At 72.7% G+C, this 17,339-nt stretch carries 18 protein-coding genes; 3 read left to right on the top strand and 15 right to left on the bottom strand.

Going from position 1 to position 17,339, the window contains the following annotated elements; all coding sequences use genetic code 11:
* Position 1: 1 nt before the first annotated feature.
* Positions 2-319 carry a thiamine-binding protein gene (locus tag BLQ62_RS04520; protein ID WP_068533484.1) on the top strand — a complete coding sequence of 106 codons (318 nt, stop codon included), beginning with the start codon at positions 2-4 and terminating at the stop codon, positions 317-319.
* A 2-nt stretch (positions 320-321) separates the two neighbouring features.
* Here the strand turns inward: BLQ62_RS04520 and BLQ62_RS04515 are convergent, their stop codons facing one another.
* Together BLQ62_RS04515 and BLQ62_RS04510 are read right to left on the bottom strand one after the other, a co-directional pair.
* Positions 322-945 carry a hypothetical protein gene (locus tag BLQ62_RS04515; RefSeq protein WP_068567036.1) on the bottom strand — a complete coding sequence of 208 codons (624 nt, stop codon included), beginning with the start codon at positions 943-945 and terminating at the stop codon, positions 322-324.
* A gap of 76 nt (positions 946-1,021) precedes the next feature.
* The gene (locus BLQ62_RS04510; protein ID WP_139184156.1) at positions 1,022-1,459 is read right to left on the bottom strand and encodes a DoxX family protein; all 438 of its coding nucleotides are present in this window, start codon (positions 1,457-1,459) and stop codon (positions 1,022-1,024) included.
* A 62-nt stretch (positions 1,460-1,521) separates the two neighbouring features.
* Here BLQ62_RS04510 and BLQ62_RS04505 point away from each other — a divergent pair, with 62 nt between their 5' ends.
* Positions 1,522-2,214: a L,D-transpeptidase family protein gene (locus BLQ62_RS04505; RefSeq protein WP_115391397.1), complete on the top strand. Its 693-nt coding sequence runs from the start codon at positions 1,522-1,524 to the stop codon at positions 2,212-2,214.
* 14 nt (positions 2,215-2,228) lie between these two features.
* Here BLQ62_RS04505 and BLQ62_RS04500 read toward each other — a convergent pair whose 3' ends face one another.
* The 4 genes from BLQ62_RS04500 to ppk2 form a co-directional block, all read right to left on the bottom strand.
* On the bottom strand, positions 2,229-2,921 hold the full coding sequence (locus BLQ62_RS04500; RefSeq protein ID WP_139184155.1) for a hypothetical protein: 693 nt from the start codon (positions 2,919-2,921) through the stop codon (positions 2,229-2,231).
* 46 nt (positions 2,922-2,967) lie between these two features.
* Positions 2,968-3,798 carry an alpha/beta fold hydrolase gene (locus BLQ62_RS04495; protein ID WP_068567043.1) on the bottom strand — a complete coding sequence of 277 codons (831 nt, stop codon included), beginning with the start codon at positions 3,796-3,798 and terminating at the stop codon, positions 2,968-2,970.
* The gene (locus BLQ62_RS04490) at positions 3,792-4,661 is read right to left on the bottom strand and encodes a hypothetical protein (protein ID WP_139184154.1); all 870 of its coding nucleotides are present in this window, start codon (positions 4,659-4,661) and stop codon (positions 3,792-3,794) included. The genes BLQ62_RS04495 and BLQ62_RS04490 overlap by 7 nt, the downstream gene beginning before the upstream one ends.
* A gap of 73 nt (positions 4,662-4,734) precedes the next feature.
* Positions 4,735-5,673 carry a polyphosphate kinase 2 gene (gene ppk2, locus BLQ62_RS04485; RefSeq protein ID WP_115391399.1) on the bottom strand — a complete coding sequence of 313 codons (939 nt, stop codon included), beginning with the start codon at positions 5,671-5,673 and terminating at the stop codon, positions 4,735-4,737.
* Positions 5,674-5,783: 110 nt separating this feature from the next.
* Between ppk2 and BLQ62_RS04480 the strand changes: the two genes are divergently transcribed.
* Positions 5,784-6,434, top strand: a complete 651-nt coding sequence (locus BLQ62_RS04480; protein ID WP_068533495.1) for a TetR/AcrR family transcriptional regulator — start codon at positions 5,784-5,786, stop codon at positions 6,432-6,434.
* 23 nt (positions 6,435-6,457) lie between these two features.
* Here BLQ62_RS04480 and BLQ62_RS04475 read toward each other — a convergent pair whose 3' ends face one another.
* From BLQ62_RS04475 to BLQ62_RS04435, 9 genes are read right to left on the bottom strand one after another with little or no spacing between them, the layout of a single operon-like run.
* Positions 6,458-7,546: an isochorismate synthase gene (locus BLQ62_RS04475; RefSeq protein ID WP_068567049.1), complete on the bottom strand. Its 1,089-nt coding sequence runs from the start codon at positions 7,544-7,546 to the stop codon at positions 6,458-6,460.
* A complete protein-coding gene (locus BLQ62_RS04470; RefSeq protein ID WP_068533500.1) occupies positions 7,543-8,166 on the bottom strand; it encodes an isochorismatase family protein in 624 nt (207 codons plus the stop codon). The genes BLQ62_RS04475 and BLQ62_RS04470 overlap by 4 nt, the downstream gene beginning before the upstream one ends.
* Positions 8,167-9,852, bottom strand: coding sequence for a (2,3-dihydroxybenzoyl)adenylate synthase (locus tag BLQ62_RS04465; RefSeq protein ID WP_068567051.1), 1,686 nt, complete (start codon positions 9,850-9,852; stop codon positions 8,167-8,169). It abuts the gene before it with no gap.
* Positions 9,849-10,598: an SDR family oxidoreductase gene (locus tag BLQ62_RS04460; RefSeq protein ID WP_068567053.1), complete on the bottom strand. Its 750-nt coding sequence runs from the start codon at positions 10,596-10,598 to the stop codon at positions 9,849-9,851. Before BLQ62_RS04460 ends, BLQ62_RS04465 begins: the two co-directional genes overlap by 4 nt.
* Positions 10,598-11,467, bottom strand: coding sequence for a siderophore-interacting protein (locus tag BLQ62_RS04455; protein WP_068533506.1), 870 nt, complete (start codon positions 11,465-11,467; stop codon positions 10,598-10,600). The genes BLQ62_RS04460 and BLQ62_RS04455 overlap by 1 nt, the downstream gene beginning before the upstream one ends.
* Entirely contained in the window at positions 11,464-13,323 is a 1,860-nt protein-coding gene (locus tag BLQ62_RS04450) for an ABC transporter ATP-binding protein (protein ID WP_068567055.1), read from the bottom strand. Before BLQ62_RS04450 ends, BLQ62_RS04455 begins: the two co-directional genes overlap by 4 nt.
* Entirely contained in the window at positions 13,320-14,978 is a 1,659-nt protein-coding gene (locus BLQ62_RS04445) for an ABC transporter transmembrane domain-containing protein (protein WP_068567057.1), read from the bottom strand. Before BLQ62_RS04445 ends, BLQ62_RS04450 begins: the two co-directional genes overlap by 4 nt.
* Before the next feature lies 1 nt (position 14,979).
* A complete protein-coding gene (locus BLQ62_RS04440; RefSeq protein WP_068533774.1) occupies positions 14,980-15,915 on the bottom strand; it encodes a methionyl-tRNA formyltransferase in 936 nt (311 codons plus the stop codon).
* Entirely contained in the window at positions 15,915-17,222 is a 1,308-nt protein-coding gene (locus BLQ62_RS04435) for a lysine N(6)-hydroxylase/L-ornithine N(5)-oxygenase family protein (RefSeq protein ID WP_068533512.1), read from the bottom strand. The genes BLQ62_RS04440 and BLQ62_RS04435 overlap by 1 nt, the downstream gene beginning before the upstream one ends.
* Between the last annotated feature and the right edge of the window lie 117 nt (positions 17,223-17,339).

Genomic DNA, 17,339 nt, shown 5'->3' with positions numbered 1-17,339 from the left:
CATGCTCGCAGCGTTCTCGATCAGCCCGATGGGCGGGGATCAGAGCCCCGACGGTGGCGTCGCCGCCGCGGTCGCGGAGGCGGTCGCCATCGTGCGCGCCTCCGGCCTGCCCAACGAGACCACGTCGATGTTCACCACCATCGAGGGCGAGTGGGACGAGGTGATGGGCGTGATCAAGGCGTGTGTCGACCGCCTCGCCGAGACCGCGCCGCGCGTCTCGCTCGTGGTCAAGTGCGACATCCGCCCCGGGCACACGGGCCAGCTCACCGCGAAGCTCGAGCGCGTGGAGGAGCACCTGCGGGGCGGCGCCGCATCCTGAGATCACCAGGACCGCGCCGCCTGCATGGAGAGGAAGAATCCGTGCTCGCCCGCCGCGGTCAGGCAGGTCACGCCCTCCGCCCGTGAGGTGCACGTGTAGCCGTTCGCGGAGACGGACGTGTTGTACGGCAGCGTCTTCGCCTTCTCCGCTCCCAGATAGCCCTGGTTGAAGCACATCGGGACGACGCGGTCGGGCCGCAGTAGATAGCCGCGACTCAGGGACGACGCGGGGTAGATCTCGTTCCCGTCGCACTCCTGCTCGCCGCCGGGCGGCACCGGGGCGTCCTTGGCCTGGCAGCCCGCGGCGGACACGGTCCAATCGCCGAGCCGGCAGTGGATGTTGCCCGTCGGGCTGCGGAAGTACACATCGCCGCCCGTGCCGTCGTCCCCGATGCGGTAGTCGTCGGCCGGGACGCTCGACACCGGTGGTGCGCCGGTCGCGGGGCCGGTGGACGGGCCGGTCGTTTCGCGCGGGGCGGTACCCGGCGTGACGGTGCCGGGCGTCGCGCTGTCGGCGGCGGACGCCGTCACGGTCACCGTCGAACCGGCCCCGTCGGTCCCGCCCCCGCAGCCGGCCAGGAGCCCGATCCCGGCGATGATCCCGAGCGTTGCAGCGATCTTCCCCATGACGCCCCTTCCGTAGGCCCGCTACGAAACGGTTCGCGATGCGGGCGCGGTTCGTTACGGACGAGCCCCGAGGGCGTCACCTGCGCTGCAGCCGGGCCTCCACGCCGAACGGCTCGTCGAGGGCGAAGCGCCCCGGGCCCGCGCCGGCGAGCGCGAGGAGAAGCAGGAGCAGCAGCCATTCGGGGCTGTAGAAGAACTGGCTCAGGAAGCCGGTGAACGTGGTCGAGGCCTCCGTCGCCGCCGGCCAGACGGAGTAGTAGATCGCGCCGAGCATGGTGACCGCCAGCCCGGCGGCCGCGAGGCGGGTGAGCAGCCCGAGCACCAGCAGCGCCCCCAGGATCAGCTCCGCCCAGGCCGTCGCGGTGGAGGCGAGGTCGGGTTCGGGGATTCCCCAGGCGGCGAAGTCGGCGGCGAATCGCTTCGGGTTCGCCGCCTTCCCCCACCCGCTGAGGAAGAACATCACCCCGACGCTCGCCCGCGCCACCAGCAACCAGAGGTCCCTCGTCGTCGTCACGCCGTCGACCGTACGGAAGCGGACCACCCCCGCGCAGGGCTCCGCGTGCCATACTGTGACGCATGTTGCTCAAGAGGCGTCAGGTGCTCGTGGGATTCGCAGCGCTTCCGGCCGCCGCCGTCGCCTCGTCGCTGACGGTGCCGCACGCCGCCGCAGCGGAGGCGGACAAGGCACTGCTCGATGCCGCGGTCGCGGCGGCCCCGACGGCCCGCGAGGTCATCACCGTCGCGGCACCGTCGTTCTCCTCCACCGACGTGCAGGTCTCGGCCTGGGCCCTGCTCGAACAGGGCTGGAGCAAGGTCTACGGACCGGTCCCGGGCAAGGTCGGGCAGCAGGGCATCGGCGAGGGCGAAGACGGTGTGCCCCGCACCCCGTTCGGCGTCTTCCGCCTCGACCTCGCGTTCGGCCGGCAGGACAACCCGGGCACCACGCTGCCGTACACCAAGGTGACCAACCAGCACTGGTGGGACGGGAACGTCGACTCCCCCACGTACGACCGGATGGTCGTGCAGGCGGCGAGCCCCGGGCCCGAGAGCGAGAACCTCTACGACATCGGTCCCGTCTACGACTACGCCGTGCACTTCGACAACAACCCCAGCCACACCCCGGGCAAGGGCGGCGCGATGTTCCTGCACGTCACGGACGGCAACCCGACGCTCGGCTGCGTCGCGATCAGCCGCGAGGGCATGATCACCCTGCTCAAATGGCTCGCGCCCGCGCACAACCCCGTGCTGGTCACCGGCCTCGCGGGCTGACGACGCAGAGCGCACTACGCGTCCGACCGGACTCCCACAACGTCGAGAGTCGCCGTCTTCAGATACCCGATCGTACGCATCGGTTCGACCACCCGCTGACTGGCGGTGTCGACTGTTTCCGACTGGTATCGCTGCAGCCAGAACAGCTGATGCACGTCGAATGCCACCGCCCTGAGCTCCGGCTGCGTCGACCGCACTTCGTCGCAGTTCGACCGCCGTTCCTCGTTGGGACGGGGCGAGCGCGCGTCCTGTCCGGAGTGCGCGGAGTACACGCCACGCTCCGCGACGATGTCGAAATCGCCACCGCCGCCCGCCGGACAGTGCGCGATCGCGGCCCGATCAGGCAACTGATGAGCCCCCGGTAGCAGCTCCATCGCTACCCGGAACGACGTCTCCGACGGGCAGACTCCGCCGTCTCCTCGCTTGCCCTTGGCGCGGAATCCCGCCGGGCACGGCTGCAGGAACGGCCGCCGAACCGAGTCCGTGACACCGGCAGTGATCACCACACCGACCGAATTGACCGGTGGGGCGACCCTGCAGTCGACACAGGGCCACTCGGCCGTCGCGCGCGGCGCCCCCGGACGGGGTACGTCGACCGGCGTGGCCAGCCACGCACTGCCGAGCACCCCGGCCACAGCTCCGACCGCCACGGCCATCACTGCCACAGCCGCCCACATGACTCGCACTTTCTCGGAGCGTGTATTCACGTTGCCGAATGTATCAAGCCGAGGCTCCACGGCTGTCGGCGATTTGCTAACGCTCCACGATCCACCCGGACAACGTCGGGATCACCGCATCGGGCGAGAGGATCCACTGGTTGTGCCCGAGCGGCTCGTCGATCCTCCGATGCTCCGACGCGGGGAACTTCTCCCCCACGAACCGCGACTGCCGCTCGGAGACCAGCTCGTCCCCGGCGATGGCGACGGTCAGTACCGGCGTGCGCGTCCCCGCGAGACGGGCCTCGTAGTCCACGTCCGCGCCGGCGACGTTGAAGTCACCCGTCTGCACCAGGTGGTCGAAATCGGCCACGATCCCGGCCGGCACCTCGCCGAGACCGTCCGGACCGGACCAGTGGCCCCGTCGGGCGGCGGCGCGCGCGGCGACCGACGTGCCGATCCGGCGCGCGGTGCCCGAGAGACCGTCGAGCTTGTAATAGCCGGTGCCGCAGGCGATCAGGATCACCCCGGCGAGATTGCGCCGGGCCCGCGCGGCGTACATCGCGCCCATCAGACCACCGAGGCTGTGTCCCAGCAGGATTCGCGGCGCGCCGGGGAACTTCTGTCGCGCCAGCGCGGACACGGCCGGGTAGTCCTCGGTCACCACGTCCTGGAAGCCGTGTGTGCCCGCGGCACCGCGAGGACGCGAATCGCCCTGCCCCCGAAGCTCGGCGACCACCGCGTTGAAGCCGGCGTCGATGAGGCCGCGCCCGAAGTCGTCGAAGTACCCGGCGGGCACGTTCACCCCGGGCCAGATCATCACCACGGGCGCCGAGGGATCCGGGCCGCGGAAGATCCGGACGGGGTTCGTCGTCCCGTCCTTGTAGGTCAGCGTCGCGACGGTCGGCCGCGCGGTCGACCTCACCACGCGCGCCGCTCCGCCCGCCGCGCCGCGACGGCGCCGAGACCGCCGAAGACCAGCCCCAGCAGGGCCAGCGCGCCCCCGATCGCGGCCTCGGTGACGATCCACGGCGTCAGGCTCTTCGTCACCTGCGCCAGCGCCGCGTCGAGCACCGTCGGGCTCAGCCCGCCGGAGCCGCTGCGGCCCGACACGTACGACGGTGCCACCACGCACAGCATCCAGGTCACGCCCGCCGCGACGGCGACGCCGAGCCCCAGGTAGAACATCAGGAATCCCCGACGGTGCGCGGCCAGTAGCGCGAGCAGGGCCGCGACGATCGCGGTCAGGGGCGCGATCCACGCCGCGGAGCGGATCATGTCGGCGACGGAGGCGTACCGTCCGGCCCGGAACAGGTCCCGGTTGGCGCCCGTCCCGGACAGATCGATGGTGACCCGCTCGGGGACGTTCACCTTCACGTCGTTGGCGGCGGCCACGTCGCGGATCATCGGCGCGAGGTCGATCTCCGCGGTGGTGGCGCCGCGCAACCGCTGCTCCTCGGTGGGCCGCACCAGCAGCCAGGTGTGGACCTGCCCCACGGCCTCGGTGAACGCGGCCGGGAACTGCGGCCCGTGCACGTAGGCCGAGACGTACGGGGTGATCGCATCCAGCGGCGGCCGGACGTCGCCCTGCTCGGTGAGCAGTCGCTGCACCTGCTGGGCGATCTCCTGCGCCATCGCGTCCTGCACGCCGCGGTCGCGCCCCAGCGGCTCCATGAGCTCGGTGAACTCGGCGCGGTCGAGCACCGTGTACTTCGCCCAGGCCGCGGGGACCGCCACGAACGTGGCCGCGATCGCCACGAGAACGAGGAGGAAGGACGTCAGAGAACGCACGGCGACAACGGTACTCGACGGTGCCGCGCGGCCAGGTCCGCTCCGGTCCGCGCGCGGTGCGCTCCGCGCACCGTCAGTCGCTGATCAGGTCGCGGCCGCGGCCGACGATCAGCGGATCCGGCCCCGACGCGAGGACGTCCATGTCCTTGTTGTCGTAGTCGAACTTGTCGAGGATGTAGCGCATGGCGTTGAGCCGGGCGCGCTTCTTGTCGTTGCTCTTGACCACGGTCCACGGCGCGTAGTCGGTGTCGGTCGCGCCGAACATCTCCTCCTTGGCCGCGGTGTAGGCGTCCCACTTGTCCAGCGAGGCGAGGTCCATCGGCGAGAGCTTCCACTGCCGCACGGGGTCGATCTGGCGGATCGCGAAGCGGGTGCGCTGCTCGAGCTGGGTGACCGAGAACCAGAACTTGGTCACATCGATGCCGTCCTCGACCAGCATCTTCTCGAACAGCGGCACCTGGTGGGTCCAGCGCTCGTGCTGCTCGTCGGAGCAGAAGCCCATGACCCGCTCGACCCCGCCGCGGTTGTACCAGGAGCGGTCGAACAGCACGATCTCGCCCTTGGTCGGGAAGTGGTCGATGTAGCGCTGGAAGTACCACTCGCCGGCCTCGCGCTCGGTGGGCTTGACCAGCGCCACCACGCGCGCGCCACGCGGGTTCAGGTGCTCCATGAAGCGCTTGATGGTGCCGCCCTTGCCGGCGGCGTCGCGGCCCTCGAACACGATGACCAGCCGCTGACCGGTGTCCTTGACCCAGCGCTGCAGCTTGAGCAGCTCGATCTGCAGCAGGCGCTTGTCCCGCTCGTACTCCGACCGGGCGAGGCGCTCCGCGTACGGGTAGCCCTCGCGCCAGGTGTCGACGACGTGCCGCTCGGGGGTGAGCAGCACCGGATCATCGTCATCGTCGTCGTTCACGGTAAAGCCCTCGGTCGCCCGCAGATCGACGATCTTCTGCAGCGCCTCGCGGCCGCTGACCGCGCTCAAGTCGATGCCCACGGGCAGGTCGAGATCCATCACGCGCCGAAGGCTACGGGCAGGCGCGGACCGGCCGGTGAACGTCGTGTGAACGCGCGGTGCCCGCCGGGCGGGACGGCCGCGCCGCCCCCGCGCGTAAACTGTGTGGAATGCCTACCACCGCCAACCGCGGACGCCGCCGGGCCGAACATCTCGGGCCCGAGCGCCGCCGCCCCCAGGTCCTCGACGCCGCGCTGGAGATCGCAGCGCGCGACGGCCTGGCCGCCGTCACGATCGGCACCGTCGCCGACCGGCTGCAGGTCACGCGCCCCGTGATCTACTCCTGCTTCCCGGATCGCGTCGCGCTCATCACCGAGCTGCTCGACCGCGAGACCGAGACGATGATGGCGTACGTCCTGACGTCGCTGCACAGCGCGCACGGCGAGGATCCGGAGACGGCGTTCATCATCGGCATGCGCGGCCTGCTGGCCGCGGTCAACGAGCGCGCCGACACCTGGCAGCTGCTCTTCTCCGGCGTCACCGACCCGGAGGTCGTGCACCGCGTCCAGGACGCCCGCGCGACGCTGGCGCACCAGGCCGAGGAGTGGATCCGCCCCGCGCTCGTCCGCTGGTGGGACATGCAGGATCTCGACGAGAAGCTCCCGATGCTGATGGAGCTGTTCGTCTCCGCGTGCGAGGCGGCGGTGCGCTCGATGCTCGCGGGCCGGCCCGACGATGCCGATGCCTCCTGGCGCGGCGATTCCGAGCGGATCGGCGAGTTCTACGGCTCCGCCGTCTACCGCGCCTTCCACGGCGCCTGAACCGGCGGGTTCCGGGCGGACCGTCAGTTCCGCGCGGTCTCGGTGAGCCGGAACGGGCCGAGCACGGTGCGCAGCTTGTTGCGGGTCTCCGCGAGCTCGGCCTGCGGGTCCGAGGCCCCGACGATGCCGCCGCCGGCGTACGCGCGCAGCCGCGCACCGTCGAGCTCGGCGCAGCGGATGCTCACGCGCCAGTGCCCGTCGCCGTTCGCGGCGGTCCAGCCCACGGCGCCGGCGTAGAAGCCCCGCTCCCCCTCGATCTCGGCGATGGCACCCGCGGCGGTGCGCCGCGGGAAGCCGCAGACCGCGGGCGTGGGGTGCAGCGCGAGCGCGAGGTCGAGCGCGGTGGTCGCGGGGTCGGCGAGCCGGCCCTCGATCTTGGTGCCGAGGTGCCACACGGGCCCCGCCCGGGTCACCGACGGTGCGTCGGGCACGTCCATCTCGGCGCACAGCGGCGCGAGGGCGGAGGCGATCTCGTCGACGACGTAGGCGTGCTCCTCGCGGTCCTTCGCGGACTCGAGCAGCCCGTCGGGCGAGGTGGCGGTGCCGGCGAAGGGATGGCAGAAGACGGTGCCACCCATCCGGCCGACGAGGATCTCCGGGCTCGAGCCGACGAGCCAGCGACCGCGGTAGTCGTCGCCGGCCGCGCGCAGGTCCACCGCGAAGGCGTTGCCCTCCAGGTCGCGCTGTTCGAGGGCGGCGGCCACGGCGAGCGGGTCGAGCGGCGCATCGGCCTCGAAGTCGACGGCGCGCGCCAGCACCACCTTGCGCAGCGCGGAATCCCCGATCAGGGCGACGGCGCGGCGCACGCGCTCGACGTGCTCGGCCGGCGCGGGGTGCTGGGCGGTCTGGGTCAGGGTCGGCAGTTCGACGGTGGCGGTCCCGGCCGGGGCGGCCACCGGCCCGAAGTGCTCGGGCACCGTCAGCGCGGCGGGATCGGCCAGGTCGAAGGGCAGGGCACCGACCACGGACGAGACGCTGCCGGCGCGCAGCGCGGCGGCCGCGGCGTGCGGGTCGGTGAAGGTCGCGGCGGTGCCGCGGGCGGCGAGACGCTGCCCGGCGGCGGTCAGCAGGAAGTGCTGATGGTCGCTCTCCCCGCTCGTGGTCGCCGTCATCGCAATGCCTCCAGAACCTTGACCGTAGTCTCCACTCTGCCGCACCGGCCCGCCACATAGGTGATCGCGTTGGCGTGATCCTGTGCGGAGAAGTCGGCGACGGCGTCGCGCACCACGTACGGCTGCACGTCGCGCATGAAGGCGTCGAGCGCGGTGGTCATGATCCCGATGTGGGCGTAGATCCCGGCGATCACCAGCTGATCGCGGCCCCAGGCCCGCATCCGCTCGGCGAGGTCCGACTTGGCGAACGCGCTGTAGCGCCACTTGGTGAGCAGCACGTCGTCGTCGGCGGGGGTCAGCTCCCCGATGATGTCCTGGTTCGCGGTCTTGAGGCCGGGGCCCCAGAAGTCGGTGAGCAGCGCGCGCTCCTCGGGGTCCTGATCGCCGGGCTGGGCCGTGTAGACGACGGGCACGCCGGCGGCGCGGGCCGCGGCACGCAGCGCCACGATGTTCGGCACGACGGTGCGCAGCGGCTCCGCCTCCCGCTCGAACGGGCCCACGAAGTGCTCCTGCATGTCGTGGATCAGCAGGACGGCGCGCGAGGGCTCGACGGTCCAGTCGACGGTGTCGGCGCACTCGATCTCGGGCAGGTCGTAGACGACCGTTTTCGGCAGGGCCATTTACTTCTCCTCCTCCGCGCGACGGACGAGTTCCGCCAGCGCGCGCCGCAGTTCGCGGCGACTGATCTTGCCGACGCCCGTCGTGGGGAACTCGGTGACGAACTCCACCCGGTCGGGCACCTTGTACTCGGCCACGCCGCGCGCGCGGACGAACTTCTTCAATTCCGGAGCGGTCGGCCGCTCGTCCCCGGTCAGCACGACGGCGCAGGTGCGCTCGCCGAGGAACTCGTCGGCCACGGCCACGACGGCCGCATCGATCACCAGCGGGTGGGCGAGCAGGTGGTTCTCCACCTCCTCGGCGGCGATCTTCTCGCCGCCCCGGTTGATCTGGTCCTTGGCGCGGCCCTCGACCACGAGGTGCCCGCTCGGCAGCCGCCGCACGATGTCGCCGGTGCGGTAGAAGCCCTCGGCGTCGAAGGATTCGGCGTCGACGCCGCCGAGGTAGCCGCGGATCGTGTAGGGCCCGCGGGTCCACAGCAGGCCGGGCTCGCCGGGCGCGACGGGCGTCCCGTCCTCGTCGAGGACGCGCACCTCGTCGTCGGGCGAGATGGCCCGGCCCTGGGTGCCCAGCACCAGCTCCTCGGGGTCGTCGTCGCGGGTGTAGTTCACCAGCCCCTCGGCCATCCCGAAGACCTGCTGCAGGCGGCAGCCCAACTCGGGCGTCACGCGCTGCGCGGCCTCGGGCGGGAACTTGGCGCCGCCCACCTGCAGCACGTCGAGGCTGCTCAGGTCCGCGTCGGCGCCGCCGCCGGCCCGGGCCTGCAGCCAGAGCATCGCGAGCGGCGGCACGAGCGAGGTCATGGTCACCTTCTCCGCTTCGATCAGCGGGAACGCCTTCGACGGTGCGGGATCCGTCCCCAGCACGACGGTGCCGCCGGCCCACAGCACGCCCAGGATGCCGGGGCTGCTCATGGGGAAGTTGTGCGCGACGGGCAGCACCACCAGGAATCTGCTGCCGGGTCCGAGCCCGCAGATCTTCGCGGACTCGCGGACGGAGTACAGGTAGTCGGCATGCGTGCGCGGGATCAGCTTGGGCACACCGGTGGTGCCGCCCGAGAGCTGCAGGAACGCCAGGGATTCGGGGTCGACGGTGGCGGGCGTCCCGCTCGCGATCCCGGTGCCGAACACGCCGCCCGGCCCGAACACGCCGTCGACGTCGGTGACGGCAGGCGCCTCCGCAGAGGCACCGAACGGCAGGTCGTCGACGACGAGGACCTCGACTCCGGTCTCCGCGGCGACCTCGGCGGCCAGCGCGCGGTGGTCGAAGCGGCTGATGGCCGCCGCCGTGATCAGGGCCTTCGCCCCGGCGGTGCGGACGAAATGGACGAGCTCACTACGCCGGTGCGCGGGCAGCGCGAACACGGGGATCGCCCCGAGGCGGAACAGGCCGAACAGCACGGTGACGAACTCGGCCGTGTTCGGCAGCTGCAGCACCACCCGATCGCCTGCGGCGATCCCCTTGGCGCGCAACCTCACCGCGGTCACAGCCGCCGCCGTGTCCAGCTCGCGGTAGCTCAGCCGCACCGGAGCGCCGGTGTGGTCCTGTGCGACGAGGGCCTCGGCGTCGCCGAAGCGGTCCGCGGCCTCCGCGAGGAAGGATGCGAAGGTCTCCGACGTCCAGTAGCCGGCGGCGCGGTAGCGCGCCGCGAACTCCTCGGGGAAGTACCGGGTTTCGGTGCTGGTCATACGGTGGCGCCTCCGTCGACGGTGAGTACCTGCGCGGTCACGTGCCGCGCATCGGGCGAGAGCAGGTAGTCGATGGCCCCTGCGATGTCCTCGGGATCGGCGATGCGGCCCAACGGGATCGCGAGCCGGTGCCGCGCCAGGTCGCCGGCGATCGCCGCCTCGGCGGCGGCCGCGCCACCGAAGGCGGTCTGCATCGGGGTGGCGGTGGAGCCGGGCGCGACGACGTTGATCCGCACCCCGCTGCCCGCGAGTTCCAGTGCCAGCGTGAGGGTCGCGTTGTGCGCGGCGGCTTTCGACGCGCCGTAGGCGCCGAGCCCCACCCGGGGGCCGTTGCCGGCGTTGGAGCCGACCACCACCGCGGCGCCCGCGCCGCGCTCGGCCATCCGGCGGGCGGCGGCGGTGAGCACGTTCACCGTGCCCGTCAGGTTCACCGCGAGCGCGGCCGCCCAGTCCTCGGCAGCGGTGTCGAGAACCGGCCCCGCCACGAGGATTCCGGCGCAGTGCGCGAGCGCGTCGACGGGCCCGCCCGCCTTCTCCGCGGCGTCGAGCGCGGCGGCGACGTCGTCCGCGTCGGTCACGTCGAGCACGTGCGCGGTGGCGGTGCCGCCCGCGTCCGTGACGGCCCGGGCCGTCGCCACGAGGCCGTCGGCGTCGCGGTCCGCGAGGGCGACGGGGCCGCGGCGGGCGAGCCGCAGCGCGGTCGCGGCGCCGATCCCGGACGCGGCGCCGGTGACGAAGGTGTGCATCAGTGATCGTCCTCGTCGAAGTCGGCGATGCCGAGCTTCCAGTAGCCGGTGATGTCGCAGTCCCGCGCGGCGGGCTTCCAGGTGCTCGCGAGCCAGCGGCGCAGCGGCTTGAGCGAGCCCGCCTCGCCCGCGAGCCAGGCGTACCAGCGCTCACCGTCGGGCACGGCCTGCGGCAGGTCGGCGACGGCCCGCTCCAGCACGTCCGACGTGCCGGGCGCGGCGGCGCCGCGGTGGCACCAGCGGACCTCGACGCCGGGCGGCGGATCGAGCTCGATCTGCTCCTGCGCGTCGGCCACCTCGATGAGGGCCCAGCCGCGGGCGTCGCGCGGCAGCTCCTCGAGCCAGCGGTCGATCGCGGGCAGTGCGGTGATGTCGCCGACGAGCAGGTAGCGGCTGTAGAGGGGCGGCACGATCACGCCGCCGGGCGGGCCCGCGACGTGCACGGTGTCGCCGGGTGCGGCGGCCTCCGCCCAGTCCGATCCGAGGCCGCCGCGGTGCAGCGCGATGTCGATGTCGAGCTCACCGGCGAGCACGTCGTAGCGGCGCACGGTGTACTCGCGGGTGGTGGGCCGCGGGTCGCGCGGCCAGCGCAGCATCAGGCCGTTCTTCTCCGGCAGGGTCAGCACGCCGTCCTCGCCGGGCAGCACGAACTTCACGTGATCGTCCGCGGCGTGGGTCTGGAAGCCCTCGAGCTCGGCCCCGCCCAGCGTCACGCGGATCAGGGCGCTGCCGAGCCGGCGGGTGCGCACGACCTGCAGCTCGCGCAGCCCGATCGGGTACGGGACGCGGTCGGCGCCGTCCACCTCGCCCGCGAGGACCTCCGCGATGCGTTCCCGGTGGCGGCCTCGGTGGTCCGTGCGTGCGGTCATTCGTCGGTTCCTCTCGCTGGGCTCGGCGGCTCGTCGAGGGCGCGGGGCTGCGCGTCCTCGGCATGATCGTTCGACGGCGCATCCTCGTCGCGGCCCCGCGACCACGCGGCCCACAGCTCGGCGTAGGCGCCGCCGGCGGCGACGAGCTCGGCGTGCGTGCCCCGCTCGGCGATCCGGCCGTCGGCCATGAGCACCACCTCGTCGGCACGGGCCGCCTGTGCGAGGCGGTGCGCGATGACCACGGCGGTGCGGCCGCCCGTGATCCGGTGCGCGGCCTCCTCCAGCTCGGCGGCGCCCGCCGATCCCGCTTCCGCGGTGGCCTCGTCGAGGACCACCACCGGCGGATCGAGCAGCGCGACGCGGGCCAGCGCCACCTGCTGCGCCTGCACGGGGGTCAGCGCACCGGCCTGGGCGCCGACCTCGCGGTCGAGTTCGAGATCGAGCCCGGCGGTCGCGAGCGCCGCACGCAGCTCGTCGTCGGTGGCCTCGGGCGCCACCAGCCGCAGGTCGTCGGCGAGGGTGCCGGCGAAGACGTGCACGTCCTGGGTGACCAGGCAGATGCGGCGCGCGCGGGTCGCCGGGTCCAGGTCCGCGATGTCGGCACCGTCGAGCAGCACCGTGCCGGTGCCCGCCGGGCGGGCGCCCGCGAGGATCGCGGCGAGCGTCGACTTGCCGGCGCCCGAGGCGCCGACCACGGCGACCGTGCGGCCCGCGGGCACCGCGAGATCCACCGCGTGCAGCACGTCGCGCTCGCCGTAGGAGAAGTGCAGCCCCCGCACGTCGATCGCCCCGGCGCCGCCGGTGCCCGCGTCGGTCCCGCCGACGGCCGCCGCTCCCTCGTTCTCGACGATGACGCCCACCACGCGCTGCAGCGAGGCGGACGCCGAGGAGATGGGATCGACGACGAGCATCAGCTGGCCGATCGGCCCGAACAGGCGCAGGAAGTACAGGGTGGCCGCGGTGACCACGCCGACGGTGACGGCCTCGTCGCGCACCAGCTGGAATCCGATGAGCAGCAGCAGAGTCATGCCCAGCCACTCGGCGAAGTTGACCCGCCCGAACAACCGGTTGTTGATGATCCGGATGTTCACGGCGAGCCGGACCACGGCCCAGGAGTGCTCGCTGATCCGGGCGCGACGGTCCGCCTGCAGCCCGAACGCGCGGACCGTCGGCAGGCCGCGGACCGATGCGAGCAGCTCGGCGGCGCGGCGGCCGCGGCGGCGGCGCTCCTCGAGGTACTGCGCGGGCGCGTGGCGGCGGTAGCGGCGGATCGCGAAGTAGTACACGGGCGCCAGCACGAGGGCGACGAGGACGAACCGCCAGTCGAGCACGCCCATGCCGACCAGGGTGACGGCGACGGCGAAGCCCGCGCCGGTGATGGCGGGCAGCGTCTCGTTGACGGTCTGCGTGAGCACGGTGACGTCGTCGGTGGTGCGGGCGATCAGGTCGCCGGGGCCCACGCGTTCGAGGCGCGCGAGCGGCAGGTGCATGCCGCTGTCGATGACCCGCTCGCGCAGCCGCGCGATCACCCGGTCCACGGCGCCGGCCATGAGTACGAAGCCGTACGCGGTGAACAGGGCGGAGGCGATCGTGGCGCCGAGCATCACCGCCGCGGAGGTCCAGACGGCGGCGGCGCCGTGCGCCCCGAAGATGGCGAGGTCGTCGCGGACGAGGTCGACGAAGGCGCCCAGCAGGCGGGGCGTGACCAGCGCGGCCGCGGCCCCGGCGACGAGCAGGACGAAGGCCGCGAGGAAGCGGGCGCGATGCGGGCGGGCCGCCGCGCCGACGACGGCGCGCACCTGCGCGCCGGTCGCGACGGTCAGCTGCTCGGGCCGGCGGGTCTCGGTGGCGCTCATGCGGGCACCTCCTCGGCGCGGGCGGCGGCGAGCCACGCGGGCGATCCGGTGAAGACGACGGTGGTGCGGCCGGCGCGCAGCCGGCGCACCCGCTGCACGACCGCGGCCTCGGTGACCGAGTCGACGGCGGTGGTGGGGTCGTCGAGTACCAGGACGTCGGGGTCGGCGTAGAGGGCGCGGGCGAGCGCGACCCGCTGGCGCTGGCCGCCGGAGAGGGCGGTGCCGCCCTCGCCCACGGCCTTGTCGAGGGCGTCGTCGGCGATCAGGTCGTCGAGGCCGGCGGCGAGCACGGCCGCGTCGACGGTGACCGCGCGCTCGGCCCCCGCACTGTCCCCGCCGAGCTCGACGTTCTCGAGCACGGTGCCGTCGAACAGGTCCCCGAGGTGCGGGGCGACGAGCACCGATTCCCGCAGCCGGCCGGGGGCGATGGCACGCACGTCGGCGTCGCCGATCCGGGCGATGCCGGGCTCGGGCACGTCGGCGAGGGCGAGCGCGGCGGTGGCGGCCGCGGCGTGCTCGGGTGCCACGTCGAGCACGGTGAGCCGGCCCTGCGGCACGGTCACCTCGTCGGCTCCGAGGCGCAGCGTGATCGGCCCGGCGGGCACGTCGGCGTCGCCCTGGTCGGGCAGCAGCGGCGGCGCCTGCAGCACCGACAGGACGCGGGCGGCCGAGGCCTTGCCCGACGCCCACATCACGCTGGCGACGCGCCCGATGAAGTTGATGGGCTCGGTGATGAGCTGTGCCAGCCCGATCACGGTGATGAGCTGGCCGATGGTGATGTCGCCGGCCACGGCCTGCAGCCCGGCGATGAGCGCGATGCCGACGACGAAGAAGCCGCCGACCACGGTGAGGGTGCCCGAGAGCGCCGCGGAGGCGCGGTTCGCCTGCAGCGTCGCGGCCAGGGCGCGCTGCGAGCGCAGGCGGTAGCGCTCGACGGCGGCGCCCTCGGCGCCGAGGCCCTTGACCACGCGCACGCCGTACATGAGGTCGGCCGCGGTGCCGGCCGCGCCGGCGGCCTCGCGCTGCTGCCCGGCGACCCGCTTCGAGAGCGGCCCGCCGATCTTGTCGGAGAGGACCACCACGACGACGGCCCCGAGCAGGGTGGCCACGCCCAGCGGCCAGGAGATGGTGAACAGCACGACGGCGGCGAAGACGATGCCCACCATGTTGCCGATCGGGTAGATCAGCACGCCCTTGCTGCGGGCCACCGCGTTCGTGTCCGCGGAGGAGATGGAGAGCAGCTCGCCCGGCATCCGCTTCGGCCCGCCGAGCCCGTGCGGGTCGAGGATGCGGTCGCTGATCCGCATGCGCAGCGCGTGATCGATGAAGTTCATCGCGATCCAGCCGAGCCGCGAGGCGTAGCGGAAACTGAACGAGAGCACCGCGAAGGTCACCCCGAGCACCAGGATCCAGCGCAGGAGCGCGCCGCCGTCGCCGGTGGACACGCCCTGGTCGATGGCCTTGCCCACCACGACGGGCACGAGCATCTCGCCCAGCTGGTGCAGCGCCGCCAGCGTGACGGCGGGCACCATGTACTTCGGGTGCGCCGTCATCGCCCGCCAGAGCAGGGTGCGGGGGCGGGTGTCGCCGTCGACCGCCGGGACGCCGACGACGCTGTCGGCTCTCCGGGGCCCGTGCGGGGGTCGTTGATCCATGTCAGCCGAGATACGCCCCGGAATCCCCGAGGATCTTCGCCGCGGGGTGCTCGGAACCGTCCGCGGTGCGGACGCGCTCCACGATCAGCGCCGGGTTGCCGCCGCGCCACGCGTCGGGTCCGGCGACGACGGCGATGCCCTCGCCGTCGGGGACGCAGACGCGGCCGGGCGTGCCGCCGTAGCGCTTGTCGGACACCGAGGCCGCGGTGATCGCGAGCCGCTCACCCCGGAACACGGTGTGCGCGTTCGGGTACGGGTCGGACTGCGCGCGGATGAGGCGCTCGATGGCGTCGGCCGGCCAGGACCAGTCGATCCGGCTGTCGGCGTCGGAACGCTTGTGGAAGTACGTCGCCGCGGCCGGGTCCTGCGGGATCGGCTGGGCGGTACCGGCTTCGAGCTCGCCGAGCGCGCGGGTCACCAGCGGGCCGATCAGGTCGACGGTGCGGTGGAACAGGTCGACGGTGCGGTCGGCGGGCCCCACCGCGACGGACTCCTGCGCGATGATCGGGCCGGTGTCGAGCCCGGCGTCCATGAGGTGCGCGGTGACGCCCACGTGGGTCTCGCCGTTGATCAGCGCCCAGATCAGTGGGGAGAACCCGGCGTAGCGCGGGAGCAGCGAGTCGTGGATGTTCAGGGTGCCCAGGCGCGGCATCGAGTAGATCGACTCGGGCAGCCAGGTGCGCCAGTTGTTGGCGACGATGATGTCGGGCTGCGCCTCGGTGACGGCCTCGTAGAGCGCCTCGTCGGGCTTCTTGGCCAGGTGCACGGGCACGCCGCGGCTGGTGGCCAGCTCCTCGACGGAGTCGTTCCACATCATCTCGTAGGGGTTGTTCGAGACGGGGTGGGTCACCGCGAGGGCGACCTCGTGCCCGGCGTCGAGGACGGCGGACAGCGTGCGGTGACCCCAGGTCTGGAATCCGAAAGTGACGACGCGCATCATGCTCCCTTCGCGGCGGTGACGGTGAGATCGGCATCGGAGCACTCGCGCTCGATGCCGTCCAGGATCTCCCCCGCGCGGACGGCGACGTTGGAGAGGAGGGTGGAGCCGAGGCCGTGGGTGGCCTCGGTCGCGCCCTGGATGTAGAGGCCGGGGACGGGCGCACCGTCGAGCTGGAGGCGGTAGTCGCGGGCCACGGACGTGCGTTCGGGGGTCAGCCCCCACCCGGAGAGCACCTCGGAGACGCCGGTGGACCGGAATCCGGTGGCGCACACGACGGCCGTGTAGCGCTCGACGCTCTCGGCGTCCGCGAGCCGGTCGTGGAGGGCGACGGTGATCGCGTCGTCGGCGGTGATCGCCGACCGGACGGAGGTGGCGGGCCGGAACCGCAGCCGGCGCCGCCCGGTCACCTTCTCCTGGTACTCGGCGGCGTAGAGCTCGTTGATCAGCTCCAGGTCGACGCAGCCGTAGTTCGTGGTGGCGTGCCGCTGCATCAGCTCCGAGCGCACGGGCTCGGGCGCGTCGAAGAAGTCGTCGACGGCGTCGGGATCGAAGACCCGATTGGCGAACGGGCTGTCGTCGGCCGGCTGGAAACCGTAGGAGTTGAACACGGATTCGACGACGGCGGAGGGGAATTCACGGTGCAGGTACTGCACGACCTCGGCGGCGCTCTGGCCGCCGCCGACCACGAGGAAGCGGTGTTCGCCCTGCGGATCGAAGGACGCGGTGCCGAGGTGCTCGAGCAGCCGGTGGTTGTGGAACAGGCGCGGCCCCTCGGCGGCCCAGTCCGGCAACCGCTCCCGCAGGCCGGTGGCGGCGACGACGGTCCGGGCGCGCAGCCGCCCCGCCCCGTCGGGACCGGAGTAGTCGATGATCCAGCGGGCGCCGTCGGCCGCACCGTCCTCGGCCCGCTCGACCGCCACCACCTCGGTGCCGTAGTCGATCCGGGCGTCGACGCTGTCCGCGACCCACCGCAGGTAGTCGGTGAACTCGGCGCGGGTGGGGAAGAAGGTCTGGTGGTTGACGAAGTCCACCAACCGTCCGCGCGCCTCCAGGTAGCTCAGAAAGCTGAACGGGCTGCGGGGATTCCGGAGCGTGGCGAGATCCTTGAGGAAGGCGACCTGCATGGTGGCGCCGTCGAGCAGCATGCCCGGATGCCAGGCGAAGGACGGCTTGCGTTCGAGGATCTCCATGGAGATCCGGGGGCGACCGGCACGGTTGTGCTCATCGATCGCGGTGGCGAGCGCGAGGTTCGACGGCCCCGCCCCGATGCCGACGACGTCGACGATGGTCTCTTGGTCTGCCATGAGTCTCCATTCACTTCTCGATCGCTCTCTGGATAGGATAGGCACACCTATGCAACCGGAGTCCAATCACTGGGAGGAAATCCACTGTGTCAGTCACCACAGCGATGGCCCGGCGCG

Origin of the sequence: Tsukamurella pulmonis (genome assembly GCF_900103175.1) — a bacterium.
In the GTDB taxonomy this organism is placed as follows: Bacteria; Actinomycetota; Actinomycetes; order Mycobacteriales; family Mycobacteriaceae; genus Tsukamurella; species Tsukamurella pulmonis.
The sequence above is the reverse complement of the archived record's forward strand: the minus strand, read 5'-3'. Positions and strand labels throughout refer to the sequence as shown.

What these genes read in the sequence shown, in the direction of transcription:
- BLQ62_RS04435 (WP_068533512.1), bottom strand. Translation starts at nt 17,222, where the DNA reads ATGGCAGACCAAGAGACCATCGTCGACGTCGTCGGCATCGGGGCGGGG.
- BLQ62_RS04460 (WP_068567053.1), bottom strand. Translation starts at nt 10,598, where the DNA reads ATGCACACCTTCGTCACCGGCGCCGCGTCCGGGATCGGCGCCGCGACC.
- BLQ62_RS04505 (WP_115391397.1), top strand. Translation starts at nt 1,522, where the DNA reads ATGTTGCTCAAGAGGCGTCAGGTGCTCGTGGGATTCGCAGCGCTTCCG.
- BLQ62_RS04440 (WP_068533774.1), bottom strand. Translation starts at nt 15,915, where the DNA reads ATGCGCGTCGTCACTTTCGGATTCCAGACCTGGGGTCACCGCACGCTG.
- ppk2 (WP_115391399.1), bottom strand. Translation starts at nt 5,673, where the DNA reads ATGGATCTCGACCTGCCCGTGGGCATCGACTTGAGCGCGGTCAGCGGC.
- BLQ62_RS04450 (WP_068567055.1), bottom strand. Translation starts at nt 13,323, where the DNA reads ATGAGCGCCACCGAGACCCGCCGGCCCGAGCAGCTGACCGTCGCGACC.
- BLQ62_RS04480 (WP_068533495.1), top strand. Translation starts at nt 5,784, where the DNA reads ATGCCTACCACCGCCAACCGCGGACGCCGCCGGGCCGAACATCTCGGG.
- BLQ62_RS04445 (WP_068567057.1), bottom strand. Translation starts at nt 14,978, where the DNA reads ATGGATCAACGACCCCCGCACGGGCCCCGGAGAGCCGACAGCGTCGTC.
- BLQ62_RS04455 (WP_068533506.1), bottom strand. Translation starts at nt 11,467, where the DNA reads ATGACCGCACGCACGGACCACCGAGGCCGCCACCGGGAACGCATCGCG.
- BLQ62_RS04470 (WP_068533500.1), bottom strand. Translation starts at nt 8,166, where the DNA reads ATGGCCCTGCCGAAAACGGTCGTCTACGACCTGCCCGAGATCGAGTGC.
- BLQ62_RS04475 (WP_068567049.1), bottom strand. Translation starts at nt 7,546, where the DNA reads ATGACGGCGACCACGAGCGGGGAGAGCGACCATCAGCACTTCCTGCTG.
- BLQ62_RS04520 (WP_068533484.1), top strand. Translation starts at nt 2, where the DNA reads ATGCTCGCAGCGTTCTCGATCAGCCCGATGGGCGGGGATCAGAGCCCC.
- BLQ62_RS04515 (WP_068567036.1), bottom strand. Translation starts at nt 945, where the DNA reads ATGGGGAAGATCGCTGCAACGCTCGGGATCATCGCCGGGATCGGGCTC.
- BLQ62_RS04465 (WP_068567051.1), bottom strand. Translation starts at nt 9,852, where the DNA reads ATGACCAGCACCGAAACCCGGTACTTCCCCGAGGAGTTCGCGGCGCGC.